Raw genomic sequence first — 19,663 nt, forward strand, 5'->3', positions numbered from 1 at the left:
TGAGGCTATGGCTCGGGAGTGAGAGGCAAGGGAATGAAGTCCTGTACATTCCTTGATATAATGTCTTCAACAAATTTGCGAACAGAGGTTGTCATGAGTAACAGCAAAAAAGTGCAGGTGGGTTATGCCAAGCCGTCCCGTACGGACATTGCGCGTTCCGTGGCGACATCAACGGCGGTTGAAACAGGTCAACCCTCAGCCAGAGTTGAAGCTTCTTTAGAAGAAGCGCGTAAAAAATTTGCTCATTTACGCCTTGCCTAATATCTTCTTAGTGCTTGACTGACCCAGTGTTTCATCGGTTCGTAGTTCATGTTCATACCTGAGTGAATCGCTGAGATATACTGGGCTCTGTTTTGCTCCCAGCTTTGATAATCCAACGGTTTATGCCCGCCCTGAACCGCCATCACATCGGCCAACAACCGTGACAAACGGCCATTCCCTTCTCTGAAGGGGTGTATGAGTATCAGTTCAACATGGATTATCGCAATCGCCTCTATCAGCTGTTCTTCGCTCATGGCTAAGCAAGGTGTGTAACGGGCCAGGTATTCCACCTCGAAATCGTCCAGTAGTTTGGGCAATCGCGTCGAAGGGGCAAACATAAAGCCCCCTTTGCTGATATTGACAGTTCTTGCTTGTCCAGCCCATGCATAGATATTGCCTAACCAGCGGCGATGCCAGCCCTTGATCATCTCGACGGTGATTTTCCCTAATGGAAAATGCTGTTCGAAAATGGAATGGTAGAGCTGTTCCAGCAATACCAATTCGGCATCGTCGAGTTCATTGCTATCGGCAATACCCAGCTTGTTGGCTAGAACTTGCTCGCCGGATTCTTTCTCATATTGGCCTTCGCTGCTGGAAACATGGTATCGGCTCATGCTTACGCTCGATAAATGAGGCGGGAGATAAGGCAAGTATAATCAGCGATACGCGGCGGAACAATTTAATTAAAATCAGGTTGTTAAGTTAGGATTAATCATTAGTCTGATTAATGGCATCGAAGTAAATAGTTTCAATTTATTGGATGTTAACGATACAACGCAAACGCCGCCCGAAGAGGCGGCGCAGAGTTTATTGCGCGGCGGTGAGAGGCAAGGGCAGTTGATAGAGGCGGAAACTGTCGGGCACTTCGGTTTCATGGCCGGGCAGCAGGCGGTGGCGGATGCGCGATTCGCTGACGAAGGCGCAGCCTTGCGGAGCGATAGTCAGGTTGACCGGCGATTCCATGCCTTCGCGCAAGACCTCAAGCTGGTGCATGCCTGCCGCCTTGGGTGACGGGATCCGCAGGATCCGCCCCTGGCCGCTTTGGATCCCGTTTTCCAGCACGATCAGCGCGCCGTCCGGCGCTAATCCCATTCCGTCCGGGTTTTCGATGAGGCGCGGCAGCTGCATTTCCGTCAGCTGCGGCTTTGGAGCGTTATAACTGAGGGTGTAGAGCTTACCGGTGCCGAAATTGGCGACAGCCATCAGCCGATCGTCGAGCAGCACGATGCCGGCGGCGCCCAGCCCGCTGGGGGCCGCTAACTGCGGATCCTGAAACAGCGTACGGAATGCCGTCTCGCCCGGTCGCAGGCGCAGGATGCCGCCGCCGCGGGTTTCCGTCACATACACCGTACCGTCTGCGCCGAGTACGATATCGTTACCCATTTCTCCCGTCGGCAACGCCAGGCTGCGGTCGAGCGTGCCATCCGCGACGTTCAGCGCGTAAATGCGGTTGGCGCGCGTTTTGCCGCCGGAGAGAAAGTCCGGCGAATTGCCCCACAGCAGCCCGCGTTTTTCGTCCAGCCGCAGCGCGTTTGAGGCGAACACTGTGTCAGCGCCGGGGAAAAAGGTTTCCCACGCTTGACCCGGCCGCTTGCGCAGCACGTTGCCGCTGGTGACAAAGCCGACATACAGCGTACCGTCCGTCGCACGGGCGATGCCGTTGGGGTAAAGCGCGCCAGGCGGCAGCGTCATGCTGTTTGCGGCGCAGTCTGCGCTGACGGCAGCCTGCACCGGAGCGCTAAGGGTGAATGCGGCAGCGAGGGCGAGCAACACCGCTCGCGCGGTAAGCGCATATGACATGTCTTCTCTCCTGGAATGACGGAAAAGGGGCTACCAGCGCTCAGGGCGGACAGCATGCGCCATTGGCGCCTCCAGCGCGGCCACGTCTTCCGGTGATAGCCTGAGGTCGAGCGCTGCCAGCGCATCCTGCAGATGATGCGGCTTGGACATGCCCACCAGCGGCGACACCACGCCGGGTTTGGCCAACAGCCAGGCCAGCGCGATTTGCGCTGGTGGAATGCCGCGCGCGGCCGCCACCTCCGCGACCGCCGCGACGGTGCGTTCTACCTCGTTTCTGCCGCCGTACCAACGGGGCGCCTGTTCGTCGGTGGCGGCGCGCAGCGTGCCGCCGCTGCCGGAGCCGGCCAGCACGCCGCGGGCCAGCGGCGACCAGGGCGTCAGACCAAGACCTTCCTCCAGGCACAGCGGGATCAACTCCTCCTCATCTTCACGCGTCACCAGGTTGTATTGGCTTTGCAGCGAAATAAATGGCGCCAGGCGGTGCTGACGTTGAAAGGCCAGCATTTTCATCAGGCGCCAGGCGTGCAGCGAGGAGGCGCCGAGATAGCGGATCTTGCCCGCCCGCACCAGGCCATCGAGGGTGTCGGCGGTTTCTTCGATCGGCGTTTCGGTGTCGAAGCGGTGCAGCACGAACAGATCGAGGTAATCCGTTCCCAGCCGCTGCAAGGAGGCGTCGACGCTGTGCAGCAGGTGCTTGCGTGATAGCCCCCGGCTGTTCGGCTGCGCGTCCATTGGAAAGTAGGCCTTGGTGGCGATCACCACGTCTTCACGGCGGGCGAACGCCCTCAGCGCGCGGCCGAGAATGCGCTCGCTTTCTCCGCCGGAGTAAATGTTGGCGGTATCGAAAAAATTGATACCCGCCTCCAGCGCCTCGCGGATAAAGGGGCGCGCTTCATCTTCCTTCAGCACCCAGGGCCGCCAGGCCGGATCGCCGTAGGTCATGCAACCCAGGCAGAGGCGGGACACCTTCAGGCCGCTGTCGCCAAGCCGAACGTAGTTCATGGCCTCGTCTCCTCAACGCATGCCGGCGATGGTGTAACCGCCGTCCACCAGCAGGCTTTGGCCGGTGATGAAGCGAGCTTCGTCCGTCGCCAGCCACAGCGCCACATCGCCGATGTCTTCCGATTCACCCAGGCGGCCGGCGGGCGTATGGGCGATAAAGGGCGCGAAGGCCGCGCTGTCAGCCACGCTGCCGCGTGCCATCGGCGTGTCGATGATGCCGGGGTTGATGTTGTTGACGCGGATGCCCTGGCCGCTGTACTCGAGCGCCACCGCGCGGATCATCGCATCGAGCGCGCCCTTGCTGGCGGAGTAGCTGGATGAGCCGGCCAGCGCGCCGTGGGTCAGCCAGGAGGAGGTGTTGATGATCACGCCGCCCGAGCGCTGAGCCAGGAAGGTTTCAATCTCATATTTCATCGCCAGCCAGACGCCTCTGAGGTTAATGGCGATCACCCGGTCAAAATCCTCGCTGCTCTGTTCGGCGATGGGGGCGAAGTTGCCGATGATGCCGGCGTTGTTGAAGGCGACGTCGAGCCGGCCGTAATGGGCGGTCACCGTGGCGATCAGTTGGCGGATATCGTTTTCCTGAGAGACGTCGGCCACGATGGGCAGGGCGTCGCCGCCGGCCAGCGCGATGTCGCGCGCCGTGGCTTCGATTTCCGCCGCGCGTCGGCCGGCCAGCGCGACTTTGGCGCCTTCGCGGGCATAGGCCAGCGCGGCGGCGCGGCCGATGCCGGTGCCGCCGCCGCTCACCAGTACGACTTTGCCCGCCAGACGGCGCGGCGTTTCATGAGTTGGAGCTGTAGCATTAATCATCGTATCGATACCTGGTAATGGGGTCGATCGCAATGCTATGTTGTTAGATGACGGATAACTATCCGCTAAAAATTCATCTCACTATTAGATAATTTATATCAATAGCATGAAAAAACCTGAACTGTCCGGCCTGGCGGCCTTCGTGGCTATCGCCAGTGAACGCAGCTTCCGCCGCGCCGCCGCCCGATTGGGCGTGACGCCGCCGACGCTGACCCACACCCTGCGCGAATTGGAAGCGCAGGTGGGCATTCGTCTGCTAAACCGCACCACCCGCAACGTCTCGCCGACGGAGGCCGGTGAGCATCTGCTGGCACAGCTGGTGCCCGCTTTTACCGATATCGACGCCGCGCTGGAGAGCCTGAATGTGTTTCGCGAAGGGCCGCGCGGCCTGGTGCGCATCAACGCGCCGCGTTCGGCCATCGATCTTGCCATCGTGCCGCATCTGGAGCGGTTGGCCTGCGAGTACCCCGGCATTACGCTGGAAGTGGTGGCGGACGAGGGGTTTGCCAACATTGTCGAACAGGGCTTTGACGCCGGTATTAGGCTCGGCGAGGATCTGCACAACGATATGCGCGCGGTGCGTCTGACGCCGGATCTGCGTTTCGCCATCGTCGCCACGCCGGACTATTTTCAACGGCACGGCGAACCGATGCATCCGCAGGATTTGCTGCAGCACCGCTGCATCGGTTGGCGCAAGGCCTCTTCGGGCGAGCGCTACAAATGGGCATTTCAGCAGGGCCAGCAGCGGTTTTCCGTGGCGGTTAACAGCCCGTTGATACTCGATGACGGCAGGATGATGGTGCAGGCGGCGCTGGCGCATGTCGGCATCGCTTTCGCCATCGAACAAGAGGTAGAAGAACACCTGGCGAGCGGGCGGCTGCGGCGGGTGTTGAACGACTGGTGCGCGCCGTTTACCGGTTTTTACCTCTATTACCCCAACCGCAGGAATCATTCCGTGGCGCTGAGCACGGTGATCGAGTTGCTGCGTCTGCCCACCTAATCCTCTTCACCGGCTATCGCGTTCGGATGGCCGTAGGTGAATCAAGCTTGAACTATTTTTATTCCCTTTTCGTTTGTTCAGGCGCAAATAAACCCTTAAATTCTCGGTGAGTTTGTAACTTGCTGTTTATAATTGTCATTTGAATATTTATTGCGAATATTCCGAGTCTATATCGGTTATTTGAGAGCCCGGTCACACTATTTTTTTGTGCGAAATGTGAAGGGGGTCAATCCGTCAGGTCAATGAGAGACGGTTATGTCTCCTCCTGGCTTACCGATCCGTTTTTCATGCTCCGTATACTGTCCGTAACCAGGGCAACGTGACGGAAATTTTCATAAGGAATGTGCGTGAAGCAATCGTGATTGCATCTGGCATACAAATAACACGGGGTTTTTTTGATTATCTGAGGTGCTTGGTATGGAAAAGAAAAAAATCTATCTGTTTTGTTCTGCCGGTATGTCCACTTCCCTGTTGGTATCAAAAATGAAGGCGCAGGCCGAGAAATATGAAGTGCCGGTGATCATCGCCGCCTATCCGGAAGCGCTGGCTGCGGAGAAAGGCGTTGAGGCGGATCTGATCCTGCTGGGGCCGCAGATCGCCTACACCTTGCCGGAAGTGCAAAAACAGCTGCCCAACAAACCTGTGGAAGTCATCGATCCGCTGCTGTACGGCAAGGTCGATGGGCTGGGCGTGCTGAAGGCCGCGGTGGCCGCCATCAAGAAAGCCAATCAATAACAGGAGGCCGCCGTGAATACCCTCATTGCCTCGCTCGAGAAGGTTATCCTGCCTTTCGCCGTAAAAATCGGTAAGCAGCCCCACGTCAACGCCATCAAGAATGGCTTTATCCGCCTGATGCCGCTGACCTTGACCGGAGCGATGTTCGTGTTGATCAACAACGTGTTCCTGAGCTTCGGCGAAGGATCGTTCTTCTATTCGCTGGGCGTAAGATTGGATGCCTCTACCATCGAGACGCTAAATAGTCTGAAGAGCATCGGCGGCAGCGTTTACAACGGCACGCTGGGGATCATGTCCCTGATGACGCCGTTCTTTATCAGCATGGCGTTGGCGGAAGAGCGAAAGGTCGATCCGCTCGCTTCGGCGCTGCTGGCGGTGGCGGCCTTTATGACCGTCACACCGTTCAATGTCGGCGAGGCCTATGCGGTGGGAGCCAACTGGTTGGGCGGCGCCAACATCATTTCCGGTATGGTGATTGGGCTGGCGGTGGCCGAGATGTTTGCCTTCATCGTGCGGCGCAACTGGGTGATTAGCCTGCCGGACAGCGTGCCGGCTTCGGTGTCGCGTTCCTTCTCGGCGCTGATCCCCGGTTTCATCATCCTCTCCATCATGGGGCTGGTGGCGTTCGCGCTGGCGCACTGGGGCACCAACTTCCACCAGATCATCATGGACGGCATTTCGGCGCCGCTGGCCAAGATGGGCAGCGTGGTGGGCTGGGTGTACGTGCTGTTCTCCTCGCTGCTGTGGTTCTTTGGGGTGCACGGCTCCATGGCGCTGGCGGCTCTGGACAGCGGCATCATGACGCCGTTCGCGCTGGAAAACGTGGAGCTGTACAACAAATACGGTTCGGTCGAAGCGGCGGTGGCCGCCGGAAAAGAGTTCCACATGTGGGCGAAACCGTTCGTCGACTCCTACATCTACCTCGGCGGCACCGGCTCGACGCTGGGCTTGATCATCGCCATCTTCATCGCCTCGCGCCGCGAAGATTACCGCCAGGTCGCCAAACTGGCGACGCCATCCGGCATCTTCCAGATCAACGAACCGATACTGTTCGGCCTGCCGGTGATCATGAATCCGGTGATGTTCATTCCGTTCATCCTGGTGCAGCCGGTGCTGACCATTATCACCTCCCTGGCCTACTACTCCGGACTGATCCCGCCGATCACCAACATCGCGCCCTGGACCATGCCGGTCGGCCTGGGGGCGTTCTTCAACACCAACGGCAGCATCATGGCCATGTTGCTGAGCCTGTTCAACCTGGCGGTCGCCACCGTGATCTATCTGCCGTTCGTGGCGATCTCCAACAAGGCGCAGAGCCAGATCGACGCGGCGACGGAAAGCGAAGAAGACATCGCCAAGGCGCTGAAATTCTAACTGTGGAACGGGGCGGTGTGGCCGCCCCGCGAGGGACGCGAGTATGGAATATCAATTTGCCGACGGGTTCTGGTGGGGCAGCGCCACCTCCGCGCCACAGTCTGAAGGGGCGGCCGCGCGGGACGGCAAGAGCCGCAACATCTTCGACTATTGGTACGAGATCGCGCCCGAGCGCTTTCACGAGCGGGTGGGCCCGACCGAAGCCTCGACCTTTTACGACCATTTCCGCACCGATATCGGGCTGCTCAAAACGCTGGGCCACAATACCTTTAGAACGTCGATCTCGTGGTCGCGGCTGATCCCGGACGGCGACGGTGAAGTGAACCCGCAGGCGGTGGCGTTCTATAACGCGATGATCGACGAGCTGCTGGCGCAGGGCATCACCCCGTTTATCAATCTCTATCACTTCGATATGCCGCTGTGCATGCAACAGCGCGGCGGTTGGGAAAGCCGGGCGGTGGTCGAAGCCTATGCGCGTTACGCCGATACCTGTTTCGGCCTGTTTGGCGATCGGGTCACCCACTGGTTCACCTTCAACGAGCCGATCGTGCCGGTGGAAGCCGGTTACCTGAATGACCTGCACTACCCTTGCGTAGTGGACTTCAAACGGGCGGTCACCGTGGCGTATCACAGCGTACTGGCGCACGCCATGGCGGTGCAGCGTTTCAGAGCGCGGAGGCTGCCGGGGAGCATCGGCATCATTCTGAATCTGAGCCCGACCTATCCGCGCTCCGACGCGCCGGAGGATCGGCAGGCGGCACACGACGCCGATCTGCTGCTCAATCGCAGTTTCCTCGATCCGGTCGCCAAAGGGCGTTACCCGGCCGCATTGTTGCACCTGCTGGAGCGGCATGGGCTGATGCCCTACTGCGAACCGCAGGACGCGCAGCTGATCGAAGGCGGCGTGGTGGATATCCTTGGCGTCAACTATTACCAGCCGCGCAGGGTGCAGGCGAAAGAGGGACGGCGCGCCGAGGGGCCGATCGCATCGCCGGAGGATTTGTTCAGTTACTATGCAATGCCAGGCCGCAAAATCAATCCGCATCGCGGTTGGGAGATCTATGAGAAGGGGCTGTACGACATCCTGATGGATCTGAAAGAGAACTACGGCAATCTGCCTTGTTATATTTCGGAAAACGGCATGGGCGTCGAGGGCGAAGAAGCGTTTATCGGCGCCGATGGGCGGGTGGAGGACGATTACCGCATCGACTTTATTCGCGAGCACCTGAAGTGGCTGCACCGCGCGCTGGCGGAAGGCTCGCAGTGCAAGGGTTATCATCTGTGGACCTTTATCGATTGCTGGTCCTGGCTGAATGCCTACAAGAATCGTTATGGGCTGGTGCGGCTGGATCGGGCGGATCAGCGGCGCACCATCAAAAAAAGCGGTTACTGGTTTGCCGAGGCGGCCAGACGCAACGGATTTGACTAACGGGAGGCCGGCGCTGTGTCCGATAACCGAATTTCGCTGAGTGCCAACGACGTGAAGCTGATTCGCGAGCAGGATTTCTTTAACTGCAAAGACTTTCACCTGTTCATCTACAACAAGGTGGAAAGCGCCACCGGGCTGCATCAGCACGACTATTACGAGTTCACCATCGTGCTGAGCGGCAAATGCTATCAGGAGATCAACGGCAAGCGGGTGCTGCTGGAACGCGGGGATTTCGTCTTTATCCCTATCGGTTCCTACCACCAGAGCTTTTACGAGTTCGGCGCGACGAAAATCTTCAACGTGGCGGTCAGCAAAGCGTTCTTTGAAGAACATTACTTGCAACAGCTGCCGCGTTGCTTTGTCGCCTCGCAGGCCTACAGCCTGAGAAGCGAGTTTTTGGCCTATATTGAATCGGTGGTGAGTTCGCCGCAGTTTCGCGAGGATGACTTCGCCGAATTCCTCGAAACATTGACCTTCTACGTGATCAGCCGCATTCGTCACCATAAAGAAGAAAACGACGGCGGCGATGATATCCCGCAGTGGCTGAAGAACACCCTGGCCGGCATGCATGACAAGGCGATGTTCGGCGAAAAGGCGTTGGCGAACATGGTGGCGCTGTCGGGGAAAACCCAGGAGTACCTGACCCGGGCGATGCGGCGCTACTACCAGAAGACGCCGATGCAGGTGATCAATGAGATCCGCATCAACTTCGCCAAGACGCAGCTGGAGGTCACCAACTATTCGGTCTCTGACATCGCCTTCGACTCCGGCTATGGCGACGTCAGCTTGTTCATTAAAAACTTCAAGCGGCTCACCGACGTGACCCCAGGCAACTACCGAAAAAAGTGTTACGGCCCTCTTTAGGGCCGCTCCCGATCAGTATCAACGCCGATATGCCGATGAGCTTCAGGGCGCCGGTCGGTTAATCATTTGATTTTTACCTTAACGAGGGGGAATGCCGCGCCGAGCGGTCGGCCTTCCCTTGCCAAAAATCCATCCCGCGGGAGCCTCTATGGAAAAACTACTGATCGTGAATGCCGATGATTTCGGCCTGAGCAAAGGGCAGAACTATGGCGTCATCGAGGCGTATCAGCATGGCGTCGTTTCCTCCACCACGGCGATGGTGAACGGCGGCGGCGCGCAGCACGCGGCGGCGCTCAGCCGGCAATATCCGGGGTTGCCGATTGGGCTGCATTTCGTTTTGACCCATGGCAAGCCGCTGGGCGCCATGCCTTCGCTGGTCAACGAACATGGCGAACTGGGCAAATGGCTGTGGCGCCGCGCCGAGGCCGGCGAGCTGCAGCTGGACGAAATTCACGAGGAGCTGCAGCGCCAGTTCGCGCGCTTCGTGACGCTGTTCGGCCGGCCGCCGACGCATATCGACAGTCACCACCATGTGCATATGCAGCCGCAAATTTATCCGCTGGTGGAGGCGTTCGCGCAAGCGCAGGGTCTGCCGCTGCGTCTCGATCGCGAAGAGGCGAAACGGCGTGGCATTACGCTGCATGCCCCCTATAGCACTGACGCTTTCGACGCGGGATTCTACGGTGAGACGATTTCCGAAACGTTGTTCCTGCAAAGGTTGGCGCGCGCCGACGAGCAGGGCGCAGAATCATTGGAAATGATGTGCCACCCGGCGTTCCTCGACGCGACCATTCTGCAGAGCCAATACTGCCATCCGCGCCTCGTCGAGCTGGATGTGTTGACCGCGCCGACGCTGAAAGCGGCGATCGCCGAACGCGGTTTTCTGTTGGGCTCCTTTCAGGATTTGTAACGTCGCCGTTTACAGCATGGCGTGCGCCTTTTTCAGGCCGGTGTCCTCTTCCGGATCGGCGCCCTGAGGCAAAGGCTCCGCCTCTTGTGCTTCGGGCTGCGGATCGTCGACCTCGGGCGCCGCTTCCGGCGGCGGCATGGTGTCGTGAATGATCTGTTCATCGAAGGTCGGATTGAGCGCCGGCGACAGCGGCGAGCTGGTGAGGCTGTCCGGCAGCGGAATGTGCGGCACCGGCGCGTCCTGCGCCAACTGCGGTTCCTCCGCTTTCGCCGTGCGGCTGAGGGCCGCCAGCAGCACGCCGCACAGGGCGAAAAAGGCGTACAGGATATTGCCGCCCAGCGGCTCGATCAGCGCGCCGACCGCCAATGGCCCGATGCTGGCGCCGACGCCGAACGCCATCAGCAGACAGGCGGCCAGCGAGACGCGGCGTTCCGGCTCGATCAGATCGTTGGCCAGCGCCACCGCCAACGGGTAGAGCGTAAATTGCAACATGCTGACGACGAACCCGACCGCCAGCAGCAGCGGGAAATCGATGTGCGGCAGCAGCGCCAGCGGCAGCGTCGCCACGATCAGAAAAATGGCGTTGAGGCGCATCAGCAACGGGCGATTATAGCGATCCGACAGCCAACTGAGCGGGAACTGCGCCACCAGCCCGGCGAAGATGGCCAGCGCCATGAACAGGCCGGTTTGCTGAGTGGTTAAGGATTGCAGGCTGGCGTAGACCGGCGCCAGGCCGTAAAACGAGCCCACCACCATGCCGATCACCAGCGTGGTAGCCAGCACCTTGGGAATGGCGCCGACAAAGTAACGCAGCTCCATCGGGGCCGGCGACATGTGGCGCGCATTGGTGCGGGTGGTGAGAGCGATGGGCACCAGACAAAGCGCGAAGCACAGCGCGATCACCAGCAGCGTGGTGATGCCCAGGTTGCTTTGCAGCATCAGCACTATCTGGCCCAGCGACATGCCGAGATAGGTCGCCGCCATATAGAAGCCGAACACCATGCCGCGCTGGTTGGATTCCGCCTGGTCGTTCAGCCAGCTTTCCAGCACCATATACTGGCACATCATGCACAACCCGATCACCAGACGCAGCGCGACCCAGGCGGGAATGAACGCCGTCAGACCGTGCCCCAGCACCGCAGCGGTGATGATGCCGGCGCAGGCCACGTAGGCGCGGATATGCCCGACGCGGGCGATGAGAAAGTGGCCGACCTTGCCGCCGATCACCAACCCGATGTAGTTGGCGGCGATGATGGCGCCGATCAGCGCGCTGCTGACGTGGATGGAGGTCAGCCGCAGCGAGACATAGGTGGTGAGCAGGCCCGAGCCCAACAGCAGCAACAGGGTGGTGGTGTACAACGGCAAGAATACGCCCAACGTTTTTTTCACGCTATCATCCTAATCTCTTCTGGTGCGCCCTGAGGCCGGCGCCGCAGCGCGCCGCCTCCGTGATGTTCCTTGTGCTGGTGCGCCGCCGCTCGATGGGGCGCTTCTTTTGATACTAGCAGCTTGGCCGGGCGCTTAAAACCGCACCTCCTGCGAGGCGCTGCGCATTTCTGCGCGCCGGCCGCCGTGTCGCCTTGATAAATGCTACTATCGGGCGCATATACCTGAATTCGCGAGGGAGGGGTTATGAGTGAAAACCAACTGCGCCGGCTCAGCGTGCTGGCGGGGGAAAAACTGAAGGCTCAGGGCCGCTGGATCACCTGCGCGGAATCCTGCACCGGCGGCGGCATCGCCAAGGCCATTACCGATATCGCCGGCAGCTCCGCCTATTTCGATCGCGGTTTCGTCACCTACAGCAATGCGGCGAAACATGATCTGCTGGGGGTGAGCGAAGCGACGTTGATGGCGCACGGCGCGGTCAGCGAAGAGGTGGTGCGCGAGATGGCGATAGGGGCGCTGCGGGCGGCGCAGGCCGATCTGGCGCTGTCGGTGAGCGGCATCGCCGGCCCGGACGGCGGCAGCGTGGAAAAGCCGGTCGGCACCGTGTGGTTCGGCTTTGCCAGCAGCGATGGCCGGGGGCTGTCGCGCAAGATGCAATTCGAGGGCGATCGCGATGCGGTGCGGCTGCAGGCGACGATTTTCGCGCTGCAAACCGCCATCGACGAATTTTTGTAAATTAGGCTTGATACTGTATGACCATACAGTATAATTAGTGACATTTCCTGCACAACATACATTCAGTGGCAGTGTGGGGTAACACCGGCATTGCGAAACGAAGGAGCAAAAATGGCTATTGATGAGAACAAGCAAAAGGCGTTAGCTGCGGCACTGGGCCAGATTGAGAAACAGTTCGGCAAAGGCTCCATCATGCGCCTGGGTGAAGACCGCTCCATGGACGTGGAAACGATCTCCACCGGCTCACTGTCACTCGATATCGCCCTGGGCGCCGGCGGCCTGCCGATGGGCCGCATCGTAGAAATCTACGGCCCGGAATCGTCCGGTAAAACCACTTTGACGCTGCAGGTGATCGCCGCTGCGCAGCGCGAAGGCAAAACCTGTGCGTTCATCGACGCCGAACACGCGCTGGATCCTATCTATGCGAAAAAGCTGGGCGTCGATATCGACAACCTGCTGTGCTCCCAGCCGGATACCGGCGAGCAGGCGCTGGAAATCTGTGATGCGCTGACCCGCTCCGGCGCGGTTGATGTCATCATCGTCGACTCCGTGGCGGCGCTGACGCCGAAGGCGGAAATCGAAGGTGAAATCGGCGATTCGCACATGGGCCTGGCGGCGCGCATGATGAGCCAGGCGATGCGTAAACTGGCCGGCAACCTGAAAAACGCCAATACCCTGCTGATCTTCATCAACCAGATCCGTATGAAAATTGGTGTGATGTTCGGCAACCCGGAAACCACGACCGGCGGTAACGCCCTGAAGTTCTATGCTTCGGTGCGTCTGGATATCCGCCGCATCGGCGCCATCAAAGAAGGCGACGAAGTGGTGGGCAGCGAAACCCGCGTGAAAGTGGTGAAGAACAAAATCGCTGCACCGTTCAAACAGGCTGAGTTCCAAATCATGTACGGCGAAGGCATCAACAGCCGCGGCGAACTGGTCGATCTGGGCGTGAAGCACAAGATGATCGAAAAAGCCGGCGCCTGGTACAGCTATAACGGCGAGAAGATCGGTCAGGGCAAGGCGAACGCCTGTAACTTCCTGAAAGAAAACCCGGCTATCGCCGCCGAGCTGGACAAGAAGCTGCGTGACCTGCTGCTGCACAGCGGCGGTGAGCTGGTGGCTGCCTCCGGTGACGACTTCGAAGATGACGAAGCGGAAACCAGCGAGCAGTTCTAATCGCTGAAGATGTGCGCCGCCGTTTATGTGGCGCATATCCTCTGAATTCAGGCTTGAATGATGAATGACTTGCTAAGCCGCGCCATGCGCCTGCTGTCGCAACGCGATCATAGTGAAGCTGAACTGCGCCGCAAACTTGCGGCGCAGCCGTTTGTGGCGAAAGCCCGGTTTGGCGGTAAGGGGCCGCATGTGCCGACATCGCCGCCGCCGGTAGCTGAAGAGCCGGTGGATCCTGCGCTGATCGATCAGGTTATCGCCTACTGTTACCAGCACAACTGGCTGGATGATAAGCGTTTCGCACACAGCTACATCGGTAGCCGCAGCCGCAAGGGTTATGGCGCACAGCGCATCCGTAGCGAACTGATGCAAAAGGGCGTGGATAAAGCGCTGGTGCAGGACGCGTTGGCGGAATGCGATATCGACTGGTGCGAACAGGCGAAACAGGTGGCGCAGCGAAAATTTGGCGATGCGTTGCCAACCGACTGGAAAGAGAAAGCCAAAGTGCAGCGTTATCTGCTCTATCGCGGCTTCTTCCAGGAAGAAATTCAGTCAATTTACCGTGATTTTGCGCAATGAGCGCACACGGGGTTTTACTTCCCTCTGAAGAAAATTTATCTTATCCCCACTTTTTGTTCGTGAGCTGGTTGTCATCGTCGGGATGACGCGCCACCGGCTCACGTGTCGTTATTCTAGCCTTTCCAGGAAAATTATGAGCAAGAGCACCGCTGAGATCCGTCAAGCGTTTCTCGATTTCTTTCATAGTAAGGGTCATCAGGTTGTAGCAAGCAGCTCCCTGGTGCCTAACAATGATCCGACATTGCTGTTTACCAATGCCGGCATGAACCAATTTAAGGATGTTTTCCTGGGGCTCGACAAACGCGCCTATTCCCGCGCCACCACCTCGCAGCGCTGCGTGCGCGCAGGCGGCAAGCATAACGACCTGGAAAACGTCGGTTATACCGCTCGTCACCACACCTTCTTTGAAATGCTGGGCAACTTCAGCTTCGGCGATTACTTCAAGCACGACGCGATCAGCTACGCGTGGGAACTGCTGACCGGTGAAAACTGGTTCAACCTGCCGAAAGAAAGACTGTGGGTCACCGTATATGAAACCGATGACGAAGCCTTCGACATCTGGCAGAAGCAAATCGGCGTACCGGCCGAGCGCATTATCCGCATCGGCGATAACAAGGGCGCGCCTTTCGCTTCAGATAACTTCTGGCAGATGGGTGATACCGGCCCATGCGGCCCGTGCACCGAGATTTTCTACGATCACGGCGATCACATCTGGGGCGGCCCTCCGGGCAGCCCGGAAGAAGACGGCGACCGCTACATCGAGATCTGGAACATCGTTTTCATGCAGTTCAACCGTCAGTCCGACGGCACCATGCTGCCGCTGCCGAAACCTTCGGTGGATACCGGCATGGGTCTGGAGCGCATCGCGGCGGTGTTGCAGCATGTGAACTCCAACTATGAGATCGACCTGTTCCGTACCCTGATCGCCGCCGTAGCGAAAGTGACCGGCGCGACCGATCTGGATAACAAATCCCTGCGCGTTATCGCCGACCACATTCGTTCCTGCGCCTTCCTGGTGTCTGACGGCGTGATCCCGTCTAACGAAAACCGCGGCTACGTGCTGCGTCGTATCATTCGCCGCGCGATCCGTCATGGCAACATGCTGGGCGCGAAAGATACCTTCTTCTACAAACTGGTAGCGCCACTGATCGAAGTGATGGGCCCGGCGGCCGACGAGCTGAAACGCCAGCAATCGCTGGTGGAGCAGGTGCTGAAAACCGAAGAGGAGCAGTTTGCCCGCACGCTGGAGCGTGGTCTGGCGTTGTTGGACGAAGAGCTGGCCAAGCTGCAGGGCGATACTCTGGACGGCGAAACCGCTTTCCGTCTGTACGATACCTACGGTTTCCCGGTCGATCTGACCGCTGACGTCTGCCGCGAGCGCGGTCTGAAAGTCGACGAAGCGGGCTTTGAAGAAGCGATGGAAGCGCAGCGCCGCCGCGCGCGTGAGTCCAGCGGCTTCGGCGCCGACTACAACAGCCTGATCCGCGTGGATGGCAGCAGCCAGTTCAGTGGCTACGATCACGACGAGCAGCAGGCGACGGTGATCGCGCTGTTCCGTGACGGCCAGCCGGTCGAGCAGATCAACGCCGGCGAAGAGGCGGTGGTGGTGCTGGACGAGACGCCGTTCTACGGTGAATCCGGCGGCCAGGTCGGCGATAAAGGCGTGCTGAAAGCCGCCGGCGCCGAGTTTGTGGTCAATGACACCCAGAAATACGGTCAGGCTATCGGCCACCAAGGCAAACTGGCGCAGGGCTCGCTGAAGCTGAACGATCGCGTGGATGCGCAGATCGACGCCGAGCGCCGCAACAGCATCCGCCTGAACCACTCCGCGACTCACCTGCTGCACGCCGCGCTGCGCCAAACGCTGGGCGATCACGTTGCGCAGAAAGGCTCGCTGGTTAACGACAAATACCTGCGTTTCGACTTCTCGCACTTCGAAGCGATGAAGCCGGAACAAATCCGCGCGGTGGAAGATCTGGTGAACCAGCAGGTGCGTCGTAACCTGCCGGTGCAGACCGAGCTGATGGCGTTGGAAGACGCCAAAGAGAAGGGCGCAATGGCGCTGTTCGGTGAGAAGTACGACGACAACGTGCGCGTGCTGACCATGGGCGACTTCTCCACCGAGCTGTGCGGCGGCACCCACGCCAGCCGCACCGGCGATATCGGCCTGTTCCGCATTCTGAGCGAATCGGGCACCGCGGCGGGCATCCGCCGTATTGAAGCGGTGACCGGCGCTGGCGCTATCGCTACGCTGCATCAGCAAAGCGATTTGTTGCAAGACGTTGCGCAGTTGGTGAAGGGCGACAGCAACAACCTGACCGATAAAGTGCGCTCGGTGCTCGATCGCACGCGCGTGCTGGAAAAAGAACTGCAGCAACTGAAAGATCAGCAGGCGGCGCAGGAAAGCGCGTCGCTGTCCAGCCAGGCGAAAGTGGTTAACGGCGTGAAGCTGTTGGTCAGCCAGTTGGACAATGTCGAAGCCAAGATGCTGCGCACCATGGTGGATGACCTGAAAAATCAATTGGGTTCGGCCATTATCGTGTTGGCGACGACGGCTGATGACAAAGTCAGCCTGGTCGCGGGCGTGACCAAGGATCTGACTGACCGCGTGAAAGCCGGCGAGTTGATCGGCAACGTGGCGCAGCAGGTCGGCGGCAAGGGCGGTGGTCGCCCGGATATGGCGATGGCGGGGGGGACGGATATCAACGCTCTGCCAGCGGCGTTAAACAGCGTAGAAGCCTGGGTGGCCTCAAAGCTGTGAACATAAATAAATAGCACGGACAAACGCCATAATACTTTGTTGATTATGGCGTTTTCATACTGTGCTAACACAATTTAGTTACAATTGCGGGAACAAAGTTTTTCTGGTCGGCTAAACTTACCATTATCTGAGGTGGGACCAAGTCTGCTTACACTTATTGTGGATTGCGCGGCTTACGTTTTCACCACATATGATGGATAATGACGGGGAAACTGAGAGACCCGACTCTTTTAATCTTTCAAGGAGCAAAGAATGTTAATTCTGACTCGTCGAGTTGGTGAAACCCTCATGATTGGCGATGAGGTTACGGTCACTGTGCTAGGGGTAAAAGGCAACCAGGTGCGTATTGGTGTGAACGCCCCCAAAGAGGTTTCAGTTCACCGTGAAGAAATCTATCAGCGCATTCAGGCAGAGAAGTCTCAGCAGACGACTTACTGATTCCGAAGCAGCGTCTCGTTGCCAGACGAGACGCTACTGCATCGTTTTACCCACTTCTTTCGTTCTCCCCTCTCTTTTTCGTGATTATTTTCCCGGTGAGTTTCCTGCTTTATTGCTGCAGACGTTGCGGTTGCCTGTTGATAAAACGCCCTTTTTGCCGTGAAATCGCCCATGTTGGGTGTGAATTGTGCAAACGCGCATGAGTTGGGAAAAATTGTTTGACTTAAAAGTCGGAGAAAGTAATATGTGCGCCACGCAGTGCCGATGAGCTTCTCCAAAGCAAGTTAGGCACAATTCGAAAGAAGCGTATGGTGAGGTGGCCGAGAGGCTGAAGGCGCTCCCCTGCTAAGGGAGTATGCGGTCAAAAGCTGCATCCGGGGTTCGAATCCCCGCCTCACCGCCATTTGCATCCGTAGCTCAGCTGGATAGAGTACTCGGCTACGAACCGAGCGGTCGGAGGTTCGAATCCTCCCGGATGCACCATATTTTGCAGTATGGTGGGGTAGTAACAACGTACCATACGGTATCAAAAAAGAATTCCTGTGCATCCGTAGCTCAGCTGGATAGAGTACTCGGCTACGAACCGAGCGGTCGGAGGTTCGAATCCTCCCGGATGCACCATTCTTAATCTCATTCGTCGCGAAGAAAAATTTTCATGCGGGTGAGAGGAAAAAAGTGTTCCCAGGGAGGATAACGTTGCTTCAGCAACGGCCCGCAGGGTAAGGCGCTAGCGCCGAATCATCCTCCCGGATACACCATTCTTAAAGCCTGGCTTTATTAGCAAAGCCGGCGCGCGGTAAAAATAGTAATGCATCCGTAGCTCAGCTGGATAGAGTACTCGGCTACGAACCGAGCGGTCGGAGGTTCGAATCCTCCCGGATGCACCATCTAAGAGAAGCCCGCCTTAGCGGGTTTTTGCTTTTCTGTTATTCGTGAAACAGACAAGCGGCAAAAACAGTCATGCATCCGTAGCTCAGCTGGATAGAGTACTCGGCTACGAACCGAGCGGTCGGAGGTTCGAATCCTCCCGGATGCACCATGTTTAACCTCCCGTATCGCGAAGAGAAATCGTCATGCGGGTGGTAAAAAGAAAGTGTCCTTGGGGAGGATAACGTTGCTTTAGCAACGGCCCGCAGGGTGAGGCGTTGGCGCCGAATCATCCTCCCGGATGCACCATCTAAGAGAAACCCGCCCTGGCGGGTTTTTCGCTTTTCAGCATTTAGCCATTCTCTCTTCACCCCTTTCCTGCTTTGTACCCGATCGATCACAGCACATTCCGCTATGACGCAGTCAGCGACAACCCAACGGCTTTACGCTAAAGTAGTTTTCTTTCCTCAACGATCATGGAGTAACGATGTACGACCGCTATCAGGGTCTTATTTTCGACATGGACGGCACGATTCTGGACACCGAGCCAACGCACCGCAAAGCGTGGAGTGAAGTGCTGTCACGTTATGGCATGACGTTTGATGAAGCGGCTATGGTGGCGCTGAGCGGTTCACCGACCTGGCGCATCGCTCAGGCGATTATCGCCAGCCACCAGGCCGATCTCGATCCCCATCACTTGGCCGCGGAGAAAACCCGCGCGGTGGAGGCGATGCTGTTGGACAGCGTGCGCCCGTTGCCGCTGATCGAGGTGGTAAAATCCTATCACGGTCGCCGTCCGATGGCGGTCGGTACCGGCAGCGAGCACCGCATGGCGGAAATGCTGCTGCGTCATCTCGGCCTGTTCAACTGCTTCGACGCGATCGTCGGTGCGGACGACGTACAGCGCCATAAACCGGAGCCGGACACCTTCCTGCGTTGCGCCGAACTTATCGGCGTGCCGCCGGAAAAGTGCGTGGTGTTTGAAGACGCCGAGTTCGGCATTCAGGCGGCAAAAAGCGCCGGTATGGACGTGGTAGACGTTCGCACGCTGTGAGTAGTACGCTAGCCGTAATATCGTTATTTGGCAGCAGCTTCCTCAGTGCGACGCTGCTGCCGGGAAATTCAGAAATCGTTCTGGTCGCTTTGCTGACCCAGAGTCGCGTCTCGCCGGAATTGCTGGTGCTGGCCGCGACCCTGGGCAACACGCTGGGCGGCTTGACCAATGTCATTATCGGGCGCCTGTTACCGGCGTTGAAACCACAGCGGGGGCTGGCAACGGCGCTCGGGTGGCTGCAACGCTTCGGCCCGGCTGCGCTGTTGCTCAGTTGGGTGCCGGTGGTGGGCGATTTGTTGTGCGTGTTGGCAGGTTGGCTGCGCATGCCCTGGGGCTCTGTCGCGCTGTTTCTGTGTATCGGAAAGGCGCTGCGTTACATCGTTTTGACTATGATAACGGTACAGGGCATCGCCTGGTGGCAGTAACCAAGTGAATATAACTCAATATTCTCTCGGGTGCGGATTCAGTATGCTTACGAGTTA

Annotated in this window: 20 protein-coding genes and 5 tRNA genes; 19 read left to right on the top strand and 6 right to left on the bottom strand. The window is 58.6% G+C overall.

Translation table 11 applies throughout. The features are described 5' to 3' along the window. Positions 1-93: 93 nt before the first annotated feature. Positions 94-261, top strand: a complete 168-nt coding sequence (locus ACOWVD_RS11250; RefSeq protein ID WP_162882342.1) for a hypothetical protein — start codon at positions 94-96, stop codon at positions 259-261. Here the strand turns inward: ACOWVD_RS11250 and ACOWVD_RS11255 are convergent. The 4 genes from ACOWVD_RS11255 to ACOWVD_RS11270 form a co-directional block, all read right to left on the bottom strand. Further along, positions 258-875 (bottom strand): Fic/DOC family protein, encoded by a 618-nt coding sequence (locus ACOWVD_RS11255; protein WP_164095553.1) that lies wholly within the window; start codon positions 873-875, stop codon positions 258-260. The two genes, ACOWVD_RS11250 and ACOWVD_RS11255, sit on opposite strands and share 4 nt — an antisense overlap. A gap of 193 nt (positions 876-1,068) precedes the next feature. Further along, complete coding sequence (locus ACOWVD_RS11260) at positions 1,069-2,061, bottom strand: hypothetical protein (protein WP_226883042.1); 993 nt, start codon at positions 2,059-2,061, stop codon at positions 1,069-1,071. A gap of 30 nt (positions 2,062-2,091) precedes the next feature. Beyond that, a complete protein-coding gene (locus tag ACOWVD_RS11265) occupies positions 2,092-3,063 on the bottom strand; it encodes an aldo/keto reductase (protein WP_118892434.1) in 972 nt (323 codons plus the stop codon). 12 nt (positions 3,064-3,075) lie between these two features. After that, positions 3,076-3,876 carry an SDR family NAD(P)-dependent oxidoreductase gene (locus tag ACOWVD_RS11270; RefSeq protein WP_049242664.1) on the bottom strand — a complete coding sequence of 267 codons (801 nt, stop codon included), beginning with the start codon at positions 3,874-3,876 and terminating at the stop codon, positions 3,076-3,078. A gap of 106 nt (positions 3,877-3,982) precedes the next feature. Here ACOWVD_RS11270 and ACOWVD_RS11275 point away from each other — a divergent pair, with 106 nt between their 5' ends. The 6 genes from ACOWVD_RS11275 to chbG all read left to right on the top strand — a co-directional run bounded on the left by ACOWVD_RS11275 (position 3,983) and on the right by chbG (position 10,188). After that, positions 3,983-4,876, top strand: coding sequence for a LysR family transcriptional regulator (locus ACOWVD_RS11275; RefSeq protein WP_049242665.1), 894 nt, complete (start codon positions 3,983-3,985; stop codon positions 4,874-4,876). A gap of 417 nt (positions 4,877-5,293) precedes the next feature. After that, positions 5,294-5,611: a PTS sugar transporter subunit IIB gene (locus ACOWVD_RS11280; protein ID WP_004932561.1), complete on the top strand. Its 318-nt coding sequence runs from the start codon at positions 5,294-5,296 to the stop codon at positions 5,609-5,611. A gap of 12 nt (positions 5,612-5,623) precedes the next feature. Then, positions 5,624-6,985 carry a PTS N,N'-diacetylchitobiose transporter subunit IIC gene (gene chbC, locus ACOWVD_RS11285; protein ID WP_016929034.1) on the top strand — a complete coding sequence of 454 codons (1,362 nt, stop codon included), beginning with the start codon at positions 5,624-5,626 and terminating at the stop codon, positions 6,983-6,985. A 43-nt stretch (positions 6,986-7,028) separates the two neighbouring features. Further along, complete coding sequence (locus ACOWVD_RS11290; RefSeq protein WP_044029649.1) at positions 7,029-8,414, top strand: glycoside hydrolase family 1 protein; 1,386 nt, start codon at positions 7,029-7,031, stop codon at positions 8,412-8,414. A 15-nt stretch (positions 8,415-8,429) separates the two neighbouring features. Next, positions 8,430-9,278 (top strand): transcriptional regulator ChbR, encoded by an 849-nt coding sequence (gene chbR / locus ACOWVD_RS11295; protein WP_015376697.1) that lies wholly within the window; start codon positions 8,430-8,432, stop codon positions 9,276-9,278. Between the two features lie 148 nt (positions 9,279-9,426). Continuing rightward, positions 9,427-10,188 carry a chitin disaccharide deacetylase gene (gene chbG, locus ACOWVD_RS11300; protein ID WP_004932547.1) on the top strand — a complete coding sequence of 254 codons (762 nt, stop codon included), beginning with the start codon at positions 9,427-9,429 and terminating at the stop codon, positions 10,186-10,188. Positions 10,189-10,197: 9 nt separating this feature from the next. Here the strand turns inward: chbG and ACOWVD_RS11305 are convergent, their stop codons facing one another. Further along, a complete protein-coding gene (locus ACOWVD_RS11305) occupies positions 10,198-11,577 on the bottom strand; it encodes an MFS transporter (protein ID WP_049242668.1) in 1,380 nt (459 codons plus the stop codon). A 243-nt stretch (positions 11,578-11,820) separates the two neighbouring features. Between ACOWVD_RS11305 and pncC the strand changes: the two genes are divergently transcribed. From pncC to recX, 3 genes are all read left to right on the top strand, one after another. Further along, a complete protein-coding gene (gene pncC, locus ACOWVD_RS11310; RefSeq protein ID WP_015376700.1) occupies positions 11,821-12,309 on the top strand; it encodes a nicotinamide-nucleotide amidase in 489 nt (162 codons plus the stop codon). A gap of 111 nt (positions 12,310-12,420) precedes the next feature. Further along, complete coding sequence (gene recA / locus ACOWVD_RS11315; RefSeq protein ID WP_004932541.1) at positions 12,421-13,485, top strand: recombinase RecA; 1,065 nt, start codon at positions 12,421-12,423, stop codon at positions 13,483-13,485. A gap of 60 nt (positions 13,486-13,545) precedes the next feature. Further along, complete coding sequence (gene recX, locus ACOWVD_RS11320; RefSeq protein ID WP_197763734.1) at positions 13,546-14,061, top strand: recombination regulator RecX; 516 nt, start codon at positions 13,546-13,548, stop codon at positions 14,059-14,061. A gap of 40 nt (positions 14,062-14,101) precedes the next feature. On the opposite strand, the gene ACOWVD_RS11325 is transcribed toward recX, so the two are convergent. After that, a complete protein-coding gene (locus ACOWVD_RS11325; RefSeq protein ID WP_162180460.1) occupies positions 14,102-14,245 on the bottom strand; it encodes a hypothetical protein in 144 nt (47 codons plus the stop codon). Here ACOWVD_RS11325 and alaS point away from each other — a divergent pair. From alaS to ACOWVD_RS11370, 9 genes are all read left to right on the top strand, one after another. After that, complete coding sequence (gene alaS, locus ACOWVD_RS11330) at positions 14,195-16,822, top strand: alanine--tRNA ligase (protein ID WP_049242670.1); 2,628 nt, start codon at positions 14,195-14,197, stop codon at positions 16,820-16,822. The genes ACOWVD_RS11325 and alaS overlap by 51 nt on opposite strands. Positions 16,823-17,074: 252 nt before the next feature. Continuing rightward, entirely contained in the window at positions 17,075-17,260 is a 186-nt protein-coding gene (gene csrA, locus ACOWVD_RS11335; protein WP_004091602.1) for a carbon storage regulator CsrA, read from the top strand. A 310-nt stretch (positions 17,261-17,570) separates the two neighbouring features. Then, a tRNA-Ser gene (locus tag ACOWVD_RS11340) sits at positions 17,571-17,663 on the top strand. 3 nt (positions 17,664-17,666) lie between these two features. Then, positions 17,667-17,743, top strand: a tRNA-Arg gene (locus tag ACOWVD_RS11345). Between the two features lie 61 nt (positions 17,744-17,804). Further along, positions 17,805-17,881 (top strand) — tRNA-Arg (locus tag ACOWVD_RS11350). Positions 17,882-18,070: 189 nt separating this feature from the next. After that, positions 18,071-18,147, top strand: a tRNA-Arg gene (locus tag ACOWVD_RS11355). A gap of 75 nt (positions 18,148-18,222) precedes the next feature. Further along, positions 18,223-18,299, top strand: a tRNA-Arg gene (locus tag ACOWVD_RS11360). 315 nt (positions 18,300-18,614) lie between these two features. Next, a complete protein-coding gene (yqaB, locus tag ACOWVD_RS11365; RefSeq protein WP_004932523.1) occupies positions 18,615-19,181 on the top strand; it encodes a fructose-1-phosphate/6-phosphogluconate phosphatase in 567 nt (188 codons plus the stop codon). Continuing rightward, positions 19,178-19,606, top strand: a complete 429-nt coding sequence (locus tag ACOWVD_RS11370; protein ID WP_025159656.1) for a YqaA family protein — start codon at positions 19,178-19,180, stop codon at positions 19,604-19,606. Before yqaB ends, ACOWVD_RS11370 begins: the two co-directional genes overlap by 4 nt. Positions 19,607-19,663: the final 57 nt, after the last annotated feature.

Source organism: Serratia sp. SA088 (genome assembly GCF_049065515.1).
Taxonomy (GTDB): domain Bacteria; phylum Pseudomonadota; class Gammaproteobacteria; order Enterobacterales; family Enterobacteriaceae; genus Serratia; species Serratia nematodiphila.